The organism is Streptomyces sp. NPDC101237, from assembly GCF_044767465.1.
Classification (GTDB): domain Bacteria; phylum Actinomycetota; class Actinomycetes; order Streptomycetales; family Streptomycetaceae; genus Streptomyces; species Streptomyces gramineus.
On sequence record NZ_JBIWNY010000004.1, the window covers coordinates 306,298 to 325,402 of the forward strand.

Below are 19,105 nucleotides of genomic sequence, written 5' to 3' on the forward strand. Positions count from 1 at the left end.
CCCATGAACTTGTAGGCCTGGGATGAACTCTGAGTCGTCTTTCGGTGAACCCGCGGTTCAGAACGGGCCTGTTTTCGCTTCCGAGGCGCCCGGGATCAGAGCGTGCCGGTCGTCTGCTCTCCCGATCCGCTGCCCGCGAGCCACTGGTCCCAGCCCAGGTTGAAGTCGGCGTAGCCGTTGTCCGCGGGGGCCTTGGCGCGCGGCGAGCCGGTGATGGTCACCGGGTCGCCCTGCTTGACCTGTCCGTAGAACCACTTGGCGTCCGACATGGACAGGTGGACGCAGCCGTGCGAGCCGCGGGCGCTGCCGCTGCCCGGGTTCGGGTCGCCGGTCGAGTAGTGCACGTAGGTGCCGGACTGGGTGAGGTGAACGTCCCAGGGCAGCGTCAGGTCGTAGTAGTTGGGGCTGCCCTTGTCGCAGCTGATGCCGACGCTGCAGGAGGTCATGTGGACCTTCTCCTGCTTGTCGATGACGGCCATCGTGCCGTTCCACGTCGGGTACTGGGCGCTGCCCGCGTTGATCGAGAGGGTGCGCACCGGTTGACCGTTGCGGGTCACCTTCATGGTGTGCGCGGTCACCGAGACGTCGGCGCGGACATCGTCGCCGATCTTGAAGGTGTGCGTGTAACCGTGCACGCCGTAGCGCCCGTTGCCGTTGCTGACGCCCTTCATGTCGGCGTCGATCTTCACCGTCGTACCGGAGGGCCAGTACGACTTCGGCCGCCAGTCGGCGCGCCGGTCGCCCATCCAGTGCCAGGCGCCGGTCACCGGCTGCGAGGCACTCACCTTCAGGTGCTTCTCCACGGTGGCCCGCGCCTTGGCCGCCACCGGATCGGTGAAGATCACCGATATCGGCATGGCCACACCGACCGTGGTGCCGGTCTGCGGGGTGATCGTGTCCAGCAGCATCGGCGGGCCCGCGGGCTTCGTCGGGGTGGGTGAGGCACTCGTGCTCGGCTTCTGGGACGGCTTCGCGTCGTCGCCGCTCGCCTTGTCGCTGCCGCCCCCGCCGCACGCACTGGCACCCACCATCATCATGCCCGTGACGAGTGCGATGCCTATGCCGCCCTTGCGCCGCCCCACCGTATGCCCCACTCTCTCGTTCCTCGACCCTCGCGAGGCCACTCCGACTATCTCTCAGACAGTCATCGCACGGCCCACGGTTGCCCGTCCCGCGTAAAGCGTGTGTCAAGATTCCGTGTGCGCGGCGACCGAGGGCCACCGCGCGGGCCTCGCGTGGCTACGCGGCCAGGGTCTCGTCCTCCTGGGCGCCCTCCTCGCGGGCGGACAGGTAGCCCTGCAGCAGAGCGTCCGCGGTGTGCAGTGCCTGGTCGGCGTCGGTGGCTCCGGTCATCACGCACAGCGTGTACGTGGCGTCCTCCAGCCGGCGGCTGGTGCGGCCGGTGGGGCGTACGTCGTGCTCGATGCGCGCGTCGGCGAACCGGGCCAGCGCGGCCCGCAGTTCCTTCTCCGCCGGAAGAATCATGGAGATTCCCTCTCCCCCAAGCTCGGCTCGCGGACGCGGGGGCGCCACTCGCGAGACACAGGTTGCAGGGGTGGCGCCCTGCGCCACCGTTCGGCGCCGGATGGCGCCGAGTGATCCTCCGTGTGCCCCGGGATCGGAGATCCATACCCGGATGTCCGGGAAGTCGGGGCACTGTGGCGCGAAGCCGCCGGGCTCGCCTACCGGCCGCAAGGCAGGTCACCGCACATCAGGTTGCCGGGTTCGCGCGGATCGTCGCTGGTCCAGAACTGGGTCCACAGGACGGCGAACTCCGGCCGGTCCAGGTACCCGTCGCCGTCCTGGTCGAGCCGGTCGAAGACGTCTCCGGTCTCGACGGCCCGTCCGTGCCAGGTGTCGATCAGGTGCCGGTGCTCGTCCCGGCTGATGCGGCCGTCGCCGTTCTCGTCGACGGCGTCGAAGACGGTGTCGGCGGTGGCGGTGACCGCCTCCGGGATGGTGGGCAGCAGGTCGACCATGCGGAGCAGATCGTCCATGTCGATCCTGCCGTCCCCGTCGACATCGACGGTGGCCGACAGTTGACGCCACCACCCCCGCATCACGCTCTCCACCCGCGCCGCCAGCCCCGACTCCGCTCTCACCCGCGGCAGCCGGCCCCAGCGGACCGCGAGCGCCGCGAAGTCCTCCTCCTCCAGATAGCCGTTCCCGTCCGCGTCGAACGCCTCGAACATCGCCCGGAGCTTGTCCCGCTGGAACTCACTGGCCATCACACGCCTCCTCGCGCAGTGCTGAGGAGATGCTGTCCGCCGGCGCCGCTCCGCCAACGGCGCACACGATCACGGGCGCACACGCCCACGCCTCCGCCAGCCGGGCCGATGCGACGCGCGCCGGTTTGGGCGTCCGGCCGAACGGCACGGACTCCGGCCACATCTGACATGTTCACATCTTGACGTGGTTGGTATAGACCTTTTACCTTCCCCATGTCAGGTCGTCCCGACGTGCGTCCTCGGTGTCCGCCCCACCCACGCGCCGCCTCGGAAAGGCTCCCCCACCCCCCATGACCGCTCGCTCGTCCTTCCTCAGCACCGCGTTACGCGGAACTCCCGTCATCGCCCTCCTGGCCCTGTCCCTCGGCCCGTTGACCGCGGCACCGGCGGCCGCGGCGACCGGCCGGATCACCGGCCTCGCCGGCAAGTGCCTCGACGTCACCGACCGCTCCTCCGCGAACGGCGCCCGGATCCAGCTCTGGACCTGCACCGGCGCCACCGACCAGAAGTGGAACGCGCCCGCGCAGCAGACCGGCGAACCGTGCTGGGCCACGCACTACGGCCCCCAGCCGGCCGGCGCCCTGACCGCGAGCGGCGAGGTCTTCGACAACACCGCGGACACGGCCGCCACCTCCCTCTCCCGCCAGCCCCAACTGGCCTTCGGCACCCGCGTCCAGGTCACCGACGTCGCCAACGGCCCGTCCCTGACCGTCCGGATCAACGACCGCGGCACGTTCGCGCAGACACCGCAGGAACCCAAGTGCCTCGATCTCACCGACGGCGCGTTCAGCCGGCTCGGAGGCGTCCTCGACCCCGACGCCGGACACATCGTCGTGATCCAGCAGGTCCTCGGCTGAGACGCCCGCCCCCGCGGGCCGGTCACGCCCCCCACCCCCCTTCACCCCACCTCAGGAGCACACCCCCATGCGCCTCCCCGCCCTCATGTCCCGCCTCCGCGGGCACACCGTCCTCGGCAGACTGACCCTGGCCGTCGTCCTCACCGCGGTCCTGTCCGCCCTGTTCACCGTCGTCCCCGCCCAGGCGGCCACCGGCCAGATCACGGGCCTGGCCGGCAAGTGCGTCGACGTGGCCGGCGCGAGCAGCGCCAACGGCGCCGCCGTCCAGCTCTACGACTGCAACGGCACCGGCGCCCAGAGCTGGTCCAACAACGGCGACGGCACCCTGCGCGCCCTCGGCAAGTGTCTCGACGTGGTCGACCGCGGCACCGCCGACGGGGCCGCCGTCCAGCTCTGGGACTGTTCCGGCGGAGCCAATCAGCAGTGGGTCGTCACCGCCGCCCACGACATCGTCAACCCCGCCGCGAACAAGTGCCTCGACGTGCGGGACAACAGCAGCGCCAACGCCACGCGCCTGCAGATCTGGACCTGCACCGGCGGCGCCAACCAGAAGTGGAACGCGCCGGCCGGCAGTGGCGGAGGCGGCAACCCGTCCGGGTTCGCCGTCAGCGAGGCACAGTTCAACCAGATGTTCCCGAACCGGAACTCCTTCTACACCTACCAGGGTCTGACCGCCGCGCTCGGCGCCTACCCCGGCTTCGCCACCACCGGCAGCGACACGACCAGGAAGCAGGAAGCGGCGGCCTTCCTCGCCAACGTCAACCACGAGACCGGCGGGCTGGTCTACGTCGTCGAGCAGAACACCGCCAACTACCCGACGTACTGCGACCGGAGCCAGTCCTACGGCTGCCCGGCCGGACAGGCCGCCTACTACGGCCGCGGGCCCATCCAGCTCAGCTGGAACTTCAACTACAAGGCGGCAGGCGACGCGCTCGGCATCGACCTGCTCAACAACCCCTGGCTGGTGCAGAACGACTCGGCCGTCGCCTGGAAGACCGGCCTGTGGTACTGGAACACGCAGAGCGGTCCCGGCACGATGACCCCGCACAACGCCATGGTCAACGGCGCCGGTTTCGGCCAGACCATCCGCTCCATCAACGGCTCCCTCGAGTGCGACGGCCGCAACCCGGCCCAGGTCCAGAGCCGCGTGGACGCCTACCAGCGCTTCACGTCGATCCTCGGCGTCACCCCGGGCGCCAACCTGTACTGCTGATCCCGTCCCTCCTTCCCCCGGCGGAGCCGGCGCTCCGGCCTCCGCCGGGGACGCGTTCCCGGGGGCGCGGCGGAACGGCCGCGGCCCACGGGTGCGCGTCCCACGGAACTCAGGCGGGCAGCTTCCAGTTCTGCGCCGCCGTGGCGTTGCAGGTGTAGAGCTGGAGCTGGGTGCCGCTGGCCGTCGAGGAGTTGGGGTCGTCCAGGCACAGCTTGGACTGGGGGTTGACCAGCGACCCGTTGGCTCCGGCGGTCCACTGCTGGGCGCCGCTGCCGTTGCAGGTCCACAGCTGGATCAGCGTGCCGTTGGTGGTCCCGCTGTGGTCGACGTCCAGACACTTGCCGAGGGTCCGGATCGTGCCGTCACCGGCGACGATCCAGTCCTGGGCATAGGTGTTGTTGCAGCCGTAGATCTGGACGTGGGTGCCGTCGGAGGTGCCGGAGGAGGCGTCGTCCACGCAGAGGTTCGAGGCCACCGCCGAGGTGAGCGGGCCGATCCGCGGCGAAGCGGGGGCGGTGGTGGTCCCGGCGTAGGAGGGCGGAGCCGCGCCGGCCGCCGTCGCCCAGGAGGTGTTGGCACTCGTGCCCAGGGTGAAGTCGAGCGTGCCGCCGGACGTGATCGCCGAGGTGGGGGCGTAGGCGTTGTTCCACGCCGAGCCGTTCCACGCCGCGGACTGCACGTAGGGGGCGTTGTCCGCGGCCCCGTTGCCGTTCACGGTCAGCGTCCTGCCCGAGGGCAGGGTGATCACGGCCTGGGTGAACAGCGGTGAGCCGAGGGCGAGGTCGGAGGTCCCGGGTGTCTCCGGGAACATGCCGAGCGCCGACCACACGTACCAGGCGCTCATGGCGCCGAGGTCGTCGTTGCCGTCGGCGAGGCCACCGGGCGTGTTGGACCAGATCTGGTCCTGGATCGCCCGCACGGTGCCCTGCGTCTTCCACGGCTGCCCGGTGTAGTCGTACTCCCAGGGGAGTTCGATGCTCGGCTCGTTGCCGACCCAGGCGTAGCCGTTGGCGCCGGTGTAGCTGCGCAGCACCGTGTCCAGGTAGTGGTTCATGGCGGTGTTGCCGCCCTTGGCGCGGGTCAGGCCGCCGATGTCGAACGGCACCATCCCGGTGTAGATCCACGAGTCGGCCTCGACCATGTCGGTGCCGCTGGTCGGGTCGAAGCCGCCGGTCCACGCGCCGCTCGCGTTGCGGGGCTCCACGAAACCGGAGGCGGGGTTGAGCACGTTGCGCCAGTCCTGCGCGCGGTTGGCGTAGGTCTGCTGGTTCGCGGTGTCGCCGAGCGCGCCGGCCATCGCCGAGATCGCGAAGTCGGCCGTGTCGTACTCCAGGGTGGTGGCCACCGGGCCGTAGAAGTTGCAGCAGCCGTAGCTGCCGTCGTGCGGCATGTAGCCCGGCGAGTTCAGGTAACCGAGGCCCGGGCGGTCGTTGTTGGCGGTGCTCGCCTGCTTGACCATGTCGGCGAGGGCGGTGGCGGTGTCGAAGTTCCGTGCGCCGAAGGCGTAGTAGTCGGCGAGGATGGCGTCCGCCGGGTCACCGACCATGACGTACGACTCGCCGTTGTTCTCCGACCACTTGGGGAAGATCCCGGTCTGCGCGTAGTCGTCGACCATGGACTGCGCGGTGTCGGAGGCGACCTGCGGGGCGACCAGCGCTTCGAGCTGGGCCTGCGAACGGTAGATGTCCCAGCCCGAGTAGTTCGCGTACACCGCGCCGTGGCCGGCGTCCACGGTGTGCGTCCTGCCGTCGAAGCCGTAGTACTGGCCGTTGCTGTCGCTGATCACGTTCGGGTGCAGCAGCGAGTGGTACAGCGCGGTGTAGAAGCTCTGCTGCTGCGCGGCCGTGCCGCCGGCGATCTGTACCTTGCCGAGCGTGCTGTTCCACGCGTTCTGGGCGGCGGTGCGGGTCGCGTTGAAGTCCCAGCCGCCGTTCTCCGCGGTCCGGTTGGCGACGGCGTTGGCGACCGAGACGTAGGAGACGCCGACCTTGGCCTGCACGACCGGGTTGGACGTGGTGTTGAAGGTGACGTAGCCGTTCGAGGCGGCGGCGGCCGGGGCGGCGGCGCCCTTCGTGGGCTTGGCCTCCGCGGCCTTCGGGCTCTTGCCGTGCAGCACCGGCCGGTTCGGCTTCTCGGCGGCGTTCTTCGACGCCTTGGCGGGGGCCGGCGAGGTGTCCGCCGACGCCTTGGCGACCGAGCTGCCCTGCGACGCGAACGGCTGGTCGAAGACCATGTCGAAGTACACGGTGTAGGTGTTGCCCGCACCGCAGAAGCGGCCACTGGTGATCTGCCCGCTCACCTCGGTGTTCGACACCTTCGTGAACTGGGTGGCGCCGGCGCCGTTCTGGCTGCCGGTCAGCTTGAAGATCAGGTTGGCCTGGCTGGTCGAGGGGAAGGTGAAGCGGGCCATGCCGCTGCGGGTCGTGGTGGTCAGCTCGGTGGTCACCTGGTTGTTGAGCGTGACCTTGTAGGACCCTGCGGACGCCGACTCGTTGGCGTGCGAGAACGCGTCCGTGGCACCGGTGTTCACGGCTCCCACCGTGGGCAGCACCGGTACGTCGCCGGCGGCGCCGCAGCCGGGTCCCGCGATGTGGGTCAGGCTGAAGCCGGTGATCGACGAGTCGTTGTACTCGTAGCCCCCGCCGTCGGGACGCGACGGCGTGTCAGGGCTCCACTGCACCATGCCGAACGGGACGTCGGCGCCCGGAAAGTCGTCGGCCTGGTTGGACGTCCCGATGAACGGGTTGACCAGGGACGCGGGCGAGGTGACGAGCGCGGCCTTCCCGGCCCCCCACGCGGGCGTGCACAGTCCGGCCGCGGCGAGCGCCGCGGCGGCGAGGAGACCGATCGCCATGGTCCCGGGTGGTCTCGACAGTCGAGTGATCACGGGGTTGTGCTCCTCTACTCGGAAGTGGAGGTCGGACAACGTTGTCTTCACGTCGAGAACGCGACCCCGGGGGATGGACGACGTGCCGAGATTGCCTTGATCGCCGCAGGCTGACAACGTTGTCCAACCGTGGAGATGAGGTGCCTGAGATGCGAGTGCCTGGCGGGGCCCCGGGCCGTGATCGCCCGAGGGGCACAGCGGGAACTCCTCGTGAAGCTAGCTACAAGGCAGGAGCATGTCAACGAGTGCGGCAACTCCCGCTCCCCTCGGGCGCGGTGGCGGTCACCGGTCCGCACGGCAGGCTACGGTGGCGCATCCGGCGCCAAGGGAGGCAGACATGATCGACGTCGTCCTCGGAGTGGACGTGGGCACCTCCAGCACCAAGGGTGTGGTGGTCGACGCGGCGGGCCGCATCCTGGGCGAGGCCGTACGCCGTCACGCGGTCGACCGTCCCCGGCCCGGGCATGTCGAGATGGACGCACAGGTGTGGTGGGACGAGTTCGTCTCGCTCGCGGCCGAACTCCTCGACCGCGACGACATCGCCGTGCGGGCCGTGGGAGTCAGCGGCATGGGCCCGTGCACGCTGCTGGTCGACGACGCGGGAGAGCCGGTGCGGCCGGCGGTGCTGTACGGCGTGGACACCCGCGCCACGGAGCAGATCGCCTCGCTGAACCGGGAGCTGGGCGCGGACACGGTCTTCCGCAGGTGCGGGTCGGCGCTGTCGTCACAGGCCGTCGGCCCCAAACTGGCCTGGATCCGGGAGCGGGAACCCGAGGCGTGGTCGCGCGCCCGCCGTCTTCTCATGCCCGCCTCCTGGCTGGCCCAGCGGCTGACCGGCGCCTACGTGCTGGACCTGCACTCGGCGAGCCAGTGCACCCCGCTGTTCGACATCCACGGACAACGCTGGATCGCCGAGTGGGCCGAACGGATCGCCCCGGGCATCGAACTGCCCCCGCTGCGCTGGCCGGGCGAGGAGGCCGGACGGGTCAGGACGGCCGTCGCGGGCATCCCGGCCGGCACTCCCGTCGTCGTCGGGACGATCGACGCCTGGAGCGAGGCCGTCAGCGTGGGCGGCCACCGGGTCGGCGACCTGATGCTGATGTACGGCACCACGATGTTTCTGGTGAACACCGTCGACCGGCTCGTGACCAGTCCGTCGATGTGGTCGACGGTCGGCGCGCTGCCCGGCACCCGCTGTCTGGCGGGCGGCATGGCCACGTCCGGAGCCGTGACCGACTGGCTGGGGCACCTCGTCGGCGACGTCGGCCACGGGGTGCTGTTCGACGAGGCGGCCGTGTCACCGCCGGGGGCGAACGGCCTGGTGATGCTTCCGTACTTCGCCGGGGAACGCACCCCCCTGATGGACCCGGACGCCCGCGGCGTGATCGCGGGCCTGACGCTGGGTCACACCCGGGGCGACCTCGTGCGGGCGGCGCTGGAGGCGATCGCGTTCGGGGTCCGGCACAACGTCGAGACGATGCTCGCGGCCGGCGCCGACATCCGGCGGATCGTCGCGGTCGGCGGCGGCACCCGGGGCGGGCTGTGGCCGCGGATCGTCAGCGACGTCACCGGTCTCGACCAGTCCGTCCCGCGTACGACCATCGGCGCGAGCTACGGTGCCGCGTTCCTCGCCGCCGGTCTGGTCGGCCGGCCGGACATCACGGCCTGGAACCCGGTGGAGTCGGTGGTCCGCCCCGATCCCGCCACCGCGGCCGTCTACGATCGCCGGTTCGCCCAGTACCGGGACCTGTACGCGAGCACCGCCCCGGTCGTCCACGCCCTGGCCCAAGACCAGGAGACCGGCCCGTGAAGCCGAGCTACGGGGGGGCCTGCCGAACCGGACGATCCGGCAGGCACCCCCCGTGGAGCGTTCACCGGCGGGCGGTGAACGGTCCGCGCTCGCGCGCCGGGTCTAGAACTCCGAGACGAAGTAGGGCTCGACGGTCATCCAGCCGTTGCCCGAGGCGCCGTTCAGCCGGCCGGTGGAGTTCTGGGCGAGGGTGTACCAGGACTCCACGTAGTCGGGATCGTCGGTGAACCAGCTGTCGGGGATCGCGCTCAGGACCGCGTTCACCAGCGGGATGTAGGTGCCCTGGTCGGTCACGGTGAGCAGCGCCGTGGTGATCGCCTGCGCGAGCGCACGGTAGTTGGTGCCGTCGTCGTCCTCCATCATGACGACGTCGGCCAGGTCGTACTTGTAGTTCGACCAGTTGACCAGGATCTGGTTCGGGTAGTAGACGGTGCCGCCGTAGTCCAGGTAGGGCATGTCCACCGAGTCGACGCGTGCGGCGCCGTCCTGGCCGAAGCCGGTCACCAGCGAGAACATCTCGGCGGCGCCCTTGAACCACGGCTCCTGGTCGTCGTTCACCTCGACGGCCGTGACCTTGGTGGCCCACCAGCCCCCGTTCGCGGCGGCCGCGCCGGCCGCCGCCTTCGGCCGGGAGGCCAGCCCCTTGTCGACGAAGGCCTGCTGGAGCACCCGCAGGCCGGCCCGGTGCGCCTTGGTGACGTCGATGTCCAGGATGTACAGCGGCCGGTCGGGGACGCGCGCGGTGTCGACGGAGTGCGTACGGCCCTGACTGTCGTACGCCGTCAGGGTCTTGGCGTCGTCGGCGGTCGCGGCGACGGCGATCCAGGGCGTGGCCCCGGCGGTCAGGCCGGACCGCATGGACGGCGCGCCCAGCCGGACGCGCAGCAGCGATCCGGTCGACGCGGGCAGGCCCTTGAGTCCGGCGATCCGGCGGTCCGCCGCGGCGACGGAGGCGAACAGGTCGCGGCCCCGCGCGGCGGTGGCAGCGCCCGTGAGCGCCTGGAGGTCCACGTCCTCGGTGCCGAGAGCGGCCGTACGGACCTGCGCGCGCCACCGCGGGTCGCGCAGCGAGGCGGACAGCGTCCGCGCGATCTCCTGCTCGGTCGACCCCACCGCGGAGGTCCGCGACGGCGTGGCCTGGTCCCCGGCGTCCCGCGGCGGTGCGGCGATCGCCGGTTGGACGGTGCCGCCGACGACCGCGGACAGCATCACGCCGACGAGAAGGCCGCGTCTCTTGCTTGATCTGTTCACCATGCTCCTTGTGGTGTCGGTCGCCGCCGCGCCCACGGTGGACGGGCGGCCGTCTTGGGGGTGCCGGGCCCCGCTCGCCCCGGATCCCCGGGGCCGCCCTCGTCGGACGGCCTCCGGGGCCCGCGCGATTGACCCGTGCATGACATAACGAGAACGAGGGATGAACGGGCGCCGGCGCATGATCAGGGGCGCGCCGGGGCCCGGCGGTTCGGCCGCGCGCCGTGCCCGCCGCACGCGGCGGTGATCGGCGGGGCGGGCGCCGGGGCCGCGCGGCGCGGCTAGCGGGGGCGGTCGGCGGCCGGGCGGCCGCGAGGGCTGCCCAGCGAGGCGAGCATGATCTTCTCGGTGCCGGCGAGGTACGTCTCCGCGGCCCGCCGCGCGCCCTCGCCGTCCCGGTCCACCACGGCGCGCACCACCGGTGCGAGCCGGTCCGTCGCCCCCGCCGCGTCCTCGAACGGCGCGCGCAGCGCGGCCCGCACCGGGAGATAGGCGTTGAACAGCGTGTTCGTGAGGAGCAGGTAGACGCGGTTCCCCGTGGCCCGCGCCAGCTCGCGGTGCACCTCCGCGTCGGCGAGCTGCACGGCGTCGGCGTCGGCGGCGTCCCTGACCTGGCGGAGCAGCTCCTCCAGCCGCCGGGCCTGTCGTTCCGTGCGCCGGAGTGCCGCGCGGCCCGCGATCAGGACGCCGACGTGGCGCCGCACCTCGAAGACCTCCCGCAGCCAGGTGGGATCCTGTGCGGCCAGCATCGGAAGCAGGTCGGCCCCGCCGACCCGCAGGTAGTCCAGGATGCGGGTGCCGATGCCGTGCCGGGTGCTCAGCAGTCCCGCCTGCTCCAGCCGGGTCAGCGCGTGCTTGAGGGTCGTACGGGTGACTCCGTACCCGGCGGCCAGCTCCCTCTCCGGAGGCAGCAGCGACCCCGGTTCGTGCGTGCCGTTCAGGATGTCGTCACGCAGCCGTGCTTCCAGCAGGTCGACCACGGTTCGGCGCGGAATGCTCTCGACGGCCACGGAGGATCTCCCAGGCTTCGGTCAGTTGTTCAGCGGCTCACCGGTCCGGCGGCCCACTGGTTCAGAGACTTCTTGGTCCAGTGGCTCAGCCACTGCCTCAGTGAAGCAGGCACCTTCCGTCACGTCAATCACCCGATGGAACACCGGGGTTGCACATCCCGCACGCCTCCCGCACGTCGCGTTCACCGGGCACGGCGAGGGGGATGCCCGTGGCAGCCGTCGAGCCTCTCGGGCCGGCACCTGCGCACCGGCCGGGCCGGGGCCCGCCGTTTCGACCTGGTCCGCTTCGGGGGGGGAGGGTCAGGGCGTGCAGGGAGACGCCGGCCGTCTCGTAGCGCAGGTCGCCGCCGTCGGCGAGCAGCGTGGCCGTGAGCTTCCGGACCAGGACCTGCTGGGGACACAGGCGCGCGGGAGGGCCTCCGGCACCGCCGGTGTCGTCGACGCGCTGTCGCCCTCGGCCGCTCGGCACCTCCGCGGTCAGCGTGGCCGAGTGAATGAAACGATGCGCCACTCTATTGACGCCGCTCATCAACTTTCATACATTTCCACCGCATTAACGGTTTGAAACGTTTCAATCCTCTCGTCCGACCCGCCACACCGTGCCCGGACGGAAGCTCCCGTCCGCGTGCGCCGCTCACCGAGCCGTCCTGCTTCGCCCGACCCGCGTGAAGGAGTACTCCGTTGGCCAGTCAGACCCCATCCCCCACTCCCGGCTCACCGGAATCCCCGGTCAGCAGACGCGGCTTCCTCGGCACGGCCTCGGCGCTGGCCGCCGGTGCCCTCGCCACGGGAGCCGTCGGCACCGTCGCCGCACCCGCGCAGGCGGCCGGCGCGCCGGCCGGTCCCGTCGCGCTGTCCCCGGCCCACTGGATCTGGTACCCGGAGGGCGACCCCGCTTCCTCGGCCCCCGCCGGACACCGCTACTTCCGCGGCCGCTTCACCGTCGCCGAGGGCGAGGTGACCGATGCCCAGCTCGTCGTCACCGGCGACGACTCCGTGGACGTATGGCTGAACGGCAAGCCGCTCGCCGCCTCCCGCCGAGCCGCGGACTCCTGGCGCGACGCCCTGTACGTGGACCTGCGGCCCGCCCTCACCGCGGGGACCAACACCATCGCGCTGGCCAGCCGGAACGACGGCGGCGCGGCCGGTGTCATCGGACGGATCAGGGTGCGGACCGCGGGCGGCACGACCGACGCCGTCACCGACGGCAGCTGGTCGGCGGGCAAGGACGTGCCGGCGGGCTGGGAACAGCCCGGCTTCGCCGACGGCGCCTGGCCGGCGGCCCGCGATCTCGGCGCCTACGGCACGGCTCCCTGGTACACCCGGGTCACCGCTCCCGACCTCTCGGCGCCGTCCCCGCTGCGCGTGGCCGCCGGAACCGTCGAGCGCCGCACCCTCCCCCTCGGCGTGGACGCGCCGCACCCGTGCTTCGGCTGGACCCTGGACTCGGCCGAGCCGCAGCAGCGGCAGGGCGGTTACCGGATCCAGGTCTCGTCCACGGCGGGCGGCAGCGGCGACCTGTGGGACAGCGGGCGGGTCCCGTCCGACCGGCAGGTCGACATCGCCTACGCCGGGGCGCCGCTGAAGAGCCTGACCCGCAGCTTCTGGCGGGTGCGGGTGTGGGACACGCAGGGCCGGGCGTCCGCGTGGAGCGCACCGGCGTGGTTCGAGACGGGACTGCTGGCGCCCGCGACCGAGTGGTCCGCCGATCTCGTCGGACGGGCGCCGGGCCGGGACCTGTCCGGGGCCACCTGGATCTGGTACCCGGAGGGCGATCCCGCCTCCCAGGCACCCGTCGCCACCCGCTCGTTCCGGCGTACCTTCACGCTGGACTCCGCACCCGCCGCCGCGACCCTGATCGTGACCGGGGACGACACCGCGGACGTCTGGGTCAACGGAACCCCGGTGAGCAGCTCACGGCGCGTCACCGACTCCTGGAAGACCGCCGCGACGGTCGACGTCACCGCGCAGCTCAGGAGCGGCGCCAACACCCTGGCGATCGCGAGCGCCAACACGACGCCGTCCCCGGCCGGACTGATCGCCGCACTGACCGTCGCCGGCGGCCCGACGGTGGTCACCGACGGCACGTGGCGGGCGCACCAGGACCCGCCCGCCGGCTGGCAGGACCCGGGGTACGACGACAGCGCCTGGCCCGCGGCCCGTGCGCTCGCCACCTACGGCGGCGGCCCGTGGGGGTCGAACGTCCTGGTCGTGGGTCCGGCGCCGATGGTCCGCACGAGCTTCGAGGTGCGCGGGCCGATCGCCTCGGCACGGCTGCTCACCACCGCCCTGGGCCTGCACGAGACCCGCCTCAACGGCGCGAAGGTCGGCGACGACGTCCTGGCGCCCGGCTGGACCGACTACGCGAAGCGCCTGCAGTACAAGGTGTTCGACGTCACCGCGCGGCTCCGGCAGGGAACCAACGTGCTCGGCGCCTGGCTCGGCAACGGCTGGTTCTCCGGCAACCTGGGCTTCGCCGGCAGCCGGCACTACGGCACCCAGCCGTTCTACGGCGCACAGCTGCTCGTCACGTACGCCGACGGATCCACCCAGCTGGTGAAGACCGACCGCGGCTGGCGCACGGCCACCGGCGCGATCACCGCGGACGACCTGTACCAGGGCGAGAGCTACGACGCGCGGCTGCACGTCCAGGGCTGGGACACCCCCGGTTTCGACGACAGCGGCTGGACCGCCGTCACCGTCCGGGACGGGGCGGTCCCGCGGTTGGTCGCGCAGGTCGACAACGGGGTCACCGTGCAGCAGGAGTTCCGCCCGGTCTCGGTCACCGAGGCACGGCCCGGGGTGTGGATCTTCGACATGGGGCAGAACTTCGCCGGCTGGAACCGCATCGCGGTCCGCGGGGACGCCGGCACCACCGTCACCGTCCGGCACGGCGAGGTCCTCAACCCCGACGGCACGCTCTACACCACCAACCTGCGCGGCGCCCAGGCCACCGACTCCTTCACCCTCGCCGGCACCGGGAACGTGGAGACGTACGAGCCCCGGTTCACCGTCCACGGCTACCGGTACGCCGAACTCAGCGGCCTGCCCGCCGGTTTCCGGCCCGACGCCGGCACCGTGACCGGCCGCGCGGTGTGGACGGACGCCCGGCAGCCGGGCTCGTTCAGCGCCTCCGACACGCTGCTCAACAAGCTCCAGCACAACATCGTGTGGGGCGAGCGCAGCAACATGCTCTCGATCCCGACCGACTGTCCCCAACGGGACGAACGCCTCGGCTGGACGGGCGACATCGCCGCCTTCTGCGCGACCTCCACCTTCAACCTGGACACGCACGGGCTCCTCGCCAAGTTCGTCGACGACCTGGCGGACGCCCAGCAGCCCGACGGCGCCTTCACCGACGTCGCGCCGGCGGTGACCGGCGGGTCCGGCACGGCCGGCTGGGGAGACGCGGGAGTGATCATTCCGTACACGCTGTGGCAGCGCTTCGGCGATCTCACCGTCGCGGACCGGCACTTCACGGCGATGGCCCGCTGGGTGGACTACCTGCACGCCACCTCCGGCAGCGACCTGATTCGCGATCGGACGACGTACGGTGACTGGCTCAACGTCGACGACAACACGGCGCAGGACCTCATCTGCACCGCCTACTCCGCCTGGTCGGCCCGTCTGGTGTCCCGGATGGCGGCCGCCACCGGCCGCGGCACCGAAGCCGACTCCTACGGGCAGCTCGCCGACCGGGTCGCGGCCGCCTTCCGCGCGCGGTTCGTCGCGGACGACGGCACGGTCCGCGGCGGCACCCAGACCGGCTACGTGCTGGCCCTGGCCTTCGAGCTGCTCCCGGCGTCCCTGGCCGGTGCGGCGGCGGGCCGGCTCGCCGCGAAGGTCGCGGCCACGGACGGACACCTCAGCGTCGGCTTCCTCGGCGTGGAGAACCTCCTCCCGGTGCTGGCGGACCACGGTCACCTCGAGACGGCCTACCGGATCCTTCTCCAGCACGGCTTCCCCGGCTGGGGCTACATGATCGACCGCGGGGCCACCACGATCTGGGAACGCTGGGACGGCATCCGCACGGACGGGTCCTTCAACGACCCGGGCATGAACTCCTTCAACCACTACGGCCTCGGGTCGGTCGGTGACTTCCTCTACCGCCAGGTCGGCGGGCTCGGCCCCGCGAGCCCGGGGTACGCCGCACTGCGCATCGCGCCGCGGCCGGGCGGCGGCGTGACCTCGGCCGTCAGCACATACGACACGCCGTACGGCGGCGCCGCCAGCAACTGGGCCGTCTCGGGTGGCCGGCTGCGGCTGCACGTCACCGTGCCCGTCAGCACCTGGGCCTCCGTCACCGTGCCCACCTCGCGGCCCGAGTCGGTCGTCGCGCCGGCGCAGGCCGTCCCGGCGGGCCCGGCGACGTACCATCTGCCGGCGGGTACCTACACCTTCACGGCGAGCGTCTGACCGGCCGGACCGTACGCGGGGGCGGCGCGCGGGCGCCGTCCCCGCGCGGCCGTGACGGGCCGCCGGCGGGTGCCGCTTTGAGAAGTGACAGCGATGAATTCGATGTGCGTGAGCTGTTGGACTCGGCAATCGAGCCGGGGCACAGTAGGCACGTTCACCCCACGAACGGCACGAAACCCACCGTCACCTGCGGAGACCCCCATGAACCACGTCGCCGACCCCGAGCGGTACAACGGCACGATGCGCTACCGGCGCACCGGGCGATCGGGCCTCGACCTGCCCGTCCTGTCGCTCGGCTACTGGCACAACTTCGGTGACGACCGGTCGTTCGAGACCCAGCGGGACATCGCGCTGCGCGCCTTCGACCTCGGGATCACCCACCACGACCTGGCCAACAACTACGGCCCGCCCTACGGCTCCGCGGAGATCAACTTCGGGCGGCTGATGAAGCAGGACCTCGCGCCCTACCGGGACGAGATGATCGTCTCCACCAAGGCCGGCTGGGACATGTGGCCCGGCCCGTACGGCCAGGGCGGCGGCTCCCGCAAGTACCTGCTCGCCTCCCTCGACCAGTCCCTGCAGCGCATGGGCCTCGACTACGTCGACATCTTCTACTCGCACCGCCTCGACGCGAGCACGCCCCTGGAGGAGACGATGGGCGCGCTGGACACCGCCGTCCGCCAGGGCAAGGCCCTGTACGTCGGCATCTCCTCCTACGACGCCGAGCGCACCCGGCAGGCCGCCGCGATCCTGCGGGACCTGGGGACGCCCCTTCTCATCCACCAGCCGTCGTACAACATGCTGAACCGCTGGATCGAGACGGACGGGCTGCTCGACGCGGCGCGGGACGAGGGCTTCGGCGTCATCGGCTTCACGGCGCTCGCGCAGGGCCTGCTCACCGGCCGCTACCTCGACGGGATCCCGGAGGGCTCGCGGGCCGCGGCCGGCACGTCGTTCGACAAGGACTGGCTGTCGGACGAGATGGTGGACCGGCTGCGGTCGCTGAACGCCGTCGCCCAGCGGCGCGGCCAGACCCTCGCGCAGATGGCGCTCGCCTGGGCGCTGCGCGACGAGCGGATCACCTCGCTGGTCATCGGCGCGTCCCGCACCGAGCAGCTGGAGCAGAACGTCGCCGCGCTGGAGAACCTCGACTTCACGGCGGAGGAGCTGGCCGAGATCGACACGTACGCCGTCGACGGCGGCGTCGACCTGTGGCGCGACGCGAGGACCGGGCAGATGGGCTGAGGCCCCGCACACGCCGTCCGCCGGCCGTGCCGAAGGTGTCATTCGGGACGGCCGAAGCGGTGCGCGGCCCAGAGCAGGGCCACGGCGCCGGCGGCGGCCAGGAGCGCGCCCTCCAGGAGCAGCGGAGGCTGCCGGCCCCACCACTCGATGCCCGCGGGGGTCGCCGCGTCCGGGACCCGCAGCGCGATGCAGCGGCGCAGCACGTCCACGCCGTAGGCGAGCGGGTTGACGGCGGCCAGCGCGTGCGCCCAGCCCGGCAGGTTGTGCAGCGGGAAGAAGCCACCGGAGAGGAACAGCAGCGGCATCATCACCAGGCCGAGCAGCATGTGGAAGATCTCCGGCCGGTCGATGCTCACGGCCAGCAGCAGCGCCAGGGCCGTGACGGTGAAGGACGCCAGGATCATCGCGGCGAGCAGGAGCGCCAGCAGGAGCGGGTCGTACGGCAGCCCGACGGCACCGGCCAGGCAGAGCAGGACCGCGCCCTGGACGGTGGAGACGAGGGTGCCGCCGGCGCAGCTGCCGAGCAGCAGGGTGGGTCTGCTGACCGGGGCCATCAGGAGTTCGCGCAGGTAGCCGCTCTGCCGGTCGGTGATCAGGCGGACGCCGACGATGATGGCCGGGGCCTGCACGGTCATCATCAGCATGCCGGGGAAGAGGTAGGTCTGGTAGCCGACACCGAGCGAGGAGTTCGGGATCAGCGCGGCCAGACCGCCGCCCAGGACGAAGAGGTAGAGCACCGGCTGGAGCAGCATCAGCGCCGTGTGGACGGGCTGGGCCGCCATGCGCAGCAGGTCGCGGTGGACCAGGGCGTGCACGGCGCGCAGTTCGTGGCGCGGCGACGGCCCTGGCGCGGGGCCGGAGTCGGCGGCGCCGTCGTGGGCGTCCGCGGCCGGCGGGGCGGGCGCGGTCATGGGGCCTCCTCGGCGGCGGGCCCGGCGCTGCCGGGAGCCGGGACGCCCGGAGCCGGGTGGGACCGGGGGGTGTGGATGCTGCGGCCGGTGTGGTGGAAGAAGACGTCGTCGAGCGTCGGCGGGGTCGCGGACGCGGCGTGCACCGCGATGCCCTCGTCCGCCAGCGCGGCGCACAGGCGCGGGATCCAGGCGCTGCCGTCGGGCAGACGCAGGGAGAGTCCCTCGGGATCCGCGGTCAGGACGGTGCCCGGCGGGACGGCCCGGCCGAGGGCCTGCCGGGCCGCCGCGTCGTCGCCGGTGCGCAGGACCAGGCGGTCCGCGCCGATCTCGGCCTTCAGCGCGTGGGGCGTGCCCTCGGCCACCAGCCGGCCGTGGTCGAGGATGCCGAGACGGTCGCAGTTCTCGGCCTCCTCCAGGTAGTGGGTGGTGACGAACAGGGTGCTGCCGTGCCGGTCGCGCAGGGCCCGCAGGTACTGCCAGACCTGGGCGCGGGCATGCGGATCGAGGCCGGTGGTCGGCTCGTCGAGGAACAGCACCTCGGGCGCGTGCAGCAGGCCGCGGGCCAGCTCCAGACGGCGGCGCATGCCTCCGGAGAGGGTGCGGACCAGGGCGCGCCGCCGGTCGGCCAGTCCTACGGCTTCCAGCATCTCGGTGACGCGGACGCGGGCGTGCCTGCGGCGCAGGCCGTACAGGCGGGCGTGGATGTGCAGGTTCTGCTCGGCCGTCAGGTCGGGGTCGAGGGCGCTGTGCTGGAAGAGCATCCCGACCAGTCTTCGTACCTGGTCCGGGTGGCGCAGCACGTCGGCGCCGGCCACCGTGGCCCGGCCGGACGTGGGGCGGGCCAGGGCGCACAGCACGGCGAGGGTGGTGGACTTCCCGGCGCCGTTGGGGCCGAGGAAGGCGTACGTCTCGCCCCTGAGCACGTCCAGGTCCAGGCCGCGCACGGCGTCGGTGGTGGTGCCGTCGGGGCCCGGGTAGCTCTTGACCAGGCCGCGGGTCGTGATGGCGCGGTCCGGCCGGGCGGGCGGCCCCCCGGCGTCCGGGTCCTCGGGTTCGGCGGTCCGCGGGGTCGCTCGGGTCCTGGCGTCGTCACCGGCGTGTGCCTGCATGGTCGGCTCCTCCTCCACGGGATGTCCTGCGCGGGCCGGCCGGGGCGGCCCGTGCTCCGGCCGGGGGGGGGGGGGGGGCGGCCCCCCCCCCCCGGGGGGGGGGGGGGCGCCCCCCCAAGCAGCCCCAAACAACCTTCTGAGCCGGCGACAAGCCGGCCCCGCCCGCCCCGC

12 protein-coding genes and 2 pseudogenes are annotated in these 19,105 nt (G+C 72.2%); 6 read left to right on the top strand and 8 right to left on the bottom strand.

The window, feature by feature from the left end:
• Positions 1-95: 95 nt before the first annotated feature.
• The 3 genes from ACIRQ9_RS09130 to ACIRQ9_RS09140 all read right to left on the bottom strand — a co-directional run bounded on the left by ACIRQ9_RS09130 (position 96) and on the right by ACIRQ9_RS09140 (position 2,228).
• On the bottom strand, positions 96-1,034 hold the full coding sequence (locus ACIRQ9_RS09130) for an Ig-like domain-containing protein (protein ID WP_404169008.1): 939 nt from the start codon (positions 1,032-1,034) through the stop codon (positions 96-98).
• Positions 1,035-1,239: 205 nt separating this feature from the next.
• Positions 1,240-1,485, bottom strand: coding sequence for a DUF5133 domain-containing protein (locus ACIRQ9_RS09135; protein ID WP_404168818.1), 246 nt, complete (start codon positions 1,483-1,485; stop codon positions 1,240-1,242).
• Positions 1,486-1,682: 197 nt separating this feature from the next.
• Positions 1,683-2,228, bottom strand: a complete 546-nt coding sequence (locus ACIRQ9_RS09140) for an EF-hand domain-containing protein (RefSeq protein WP_404168821.1) — start codon at positions 2,226-2,228, stop codon at positions 1,683-1,685.
• Positions 2,229-2,518: 290 nt separating this feature from the next.
• Between ACIRQ9_RS09140 and ACIRQ9_RS09145 the strand changes: the two are divergent.
• From ACIRQ9_RS09145 to ACIRQ9_RS09155, 3 genes and pseudogenes are all read left to right on the top strand, one after another.
• Positions 2,519-2,752, top strand: a pseudogene (locus ACIRQ9_RS09145) (ricin-type beta-trefoil lectin domain protein); the annotation flags it as partial.
• A gap of 63 nt (positions 2,753-2,815) precedes the next feature.
• A pseudogene (locus tag ACIRQ9_RS09150) lies at positions 2,816-3,085 on the top strand (RlpA-like double-psi beta-barrel domain-containing protein); the annotation flags it as partial.
• 85 nt (positions 3,086-3,170) lie between these two features.
• Complete coding sequence (locus ACIRQ9_RS09155) at positions 3,171-4,298, top strand: glycoside hydrolase family 19 protein (protein ID WP_404169011.1); 1,128 nt, start codon at positions 3,171-3,173, stop codon at positions 4,296-4,298.
• Between the two features lie 109 nt (positions 4,299-4,407).
• Here ACIRQ9_RS09155 and ACIRQ9_RS09160 read toward each other — a convergent pair whose 3' ends face one another.
• Complete coding sequence (locus ACIRQ9_RS09160) at positions 4,408-7,185, bottom strand: lectin (protein WP_404168824.1); 2,778 nt, start codon at positions 7,183-7,185, stop codon at positions 4,408-4,410.
• Between the two features lie 337 nt (positions 7,186-7,522).
• Between ACIRQ9_RS09160 and ACIRQ9_RS09165 the strand changes: the two genes are divergently transcribed.
• On the top strand, positions 7,523-8,995 hold the full coding sequence (locus ACIRQ9_RS09165) for an FGGY-family carbohydrate kinase (RefSeq protein ID WP_404168827.1): 1,473 nt from the start codon (positions 7,523-7,525) through the stop codon (positions 8,993-8,995).
• Positions 8,996-9,097: 102 nt separating this feature from the next.
• Here the strand turns inward: ACIRQ9_RS09165 and ACIRQ9_RS09170 are convergent, their stop codons facing one another.
• The gene (locus tag ACIRQ9_RS09170) at positions 9,098-10,249 is read right to left on the bottom strand and encodes a DUF3103 family protein (RefSeq protein ID WP_404168830.1); all 1,152 of its coding nucleotides are present in this window, start codon (positions 10,247-10,249) and stop codon (positions 9,098-9,100) included.
• Positions 10,250-10,524: 275 nt separating this feature from the next.
• Positions 10,525-11,253: a FadR/GntR family transcriptional regulator gene (locus ACIRQ9_RS09175; protein WP_404168833.1), complete on the bottom strand. Its 729-nt coding sequence runs from the start codon at positions 11,251-11,253 to the stop codon at positions 10,525-10,527.
• A 681-nt stretch (positions 11,254-11,934) separates the two neighbouring features.
• Between ACIRQ9_RS09175 and ACIRQ9_RS09180 the strand changes: the two genes are divergently transcribed.
• Both ACIRQ9_RS09180 and mgrA read left to right on the top strand, forming a co-directional pair.
• A complete protein-coding gene (locus ACIRQ9_RS09180) occupies positions 11,935-15,669 on the top strand; it encodes a family 78 glycoside hydrolase catalytic domain (protein ID WP_404168836.1) in 3,735 nt (1,244 codons plus the stop codon).
• 201 nt (positions 15,670-15,870) lie between these two features.
• Positions 15,871-16,914, top strand: coding sequence for an L-glyceraldehyde 3-phosphate reductase (mgrA, locus tag ACIRQ9_RS09185; protein WP_404168839.1), 1,044 nt, complete (start codon positions 15,871-15,873; stop codon positions 16,912-16,914).
• A 38-nt stretch (positions 16,915-16,952) separates the two neighbouring features.
• Here mgrA and ACIRQ9_RS09190 read toward each other — a convergent pair whose 3' ends face one another.
• Both ACIRQ9_RS09190 and ACIRQ9_RS09195 read right to left on the bottom strand, forming a co-directional pair.
• A complete protein-coding gene (locus ACIRQ9_RS09190; protein ID WP_404168842.1) occupies positions 16,953-17,825 on the bottom strand; it encodes an ABC transporter permease in 873 nt (290 codons plus the stop codon).
• Positions 17,822-18,934 (bottom strand): ATP-binding cassette domain-containing protein, encoded by a 1,113-nt coding sequence (locus tag ACIRQ9_RS09195; RefSeq protein ID WP_404168845.1) that lies wholly within the window; start codon positions 18,932-18,934, stop codon positions 17,822-17,824. Before ACIRQ9_RS09195 ends, ACIRQ9_RS09190 begins: the two co-directional genes overlap by 4 nt.
• Positions 18,935-19,105 lie beyond the last annotated feature (171 nt).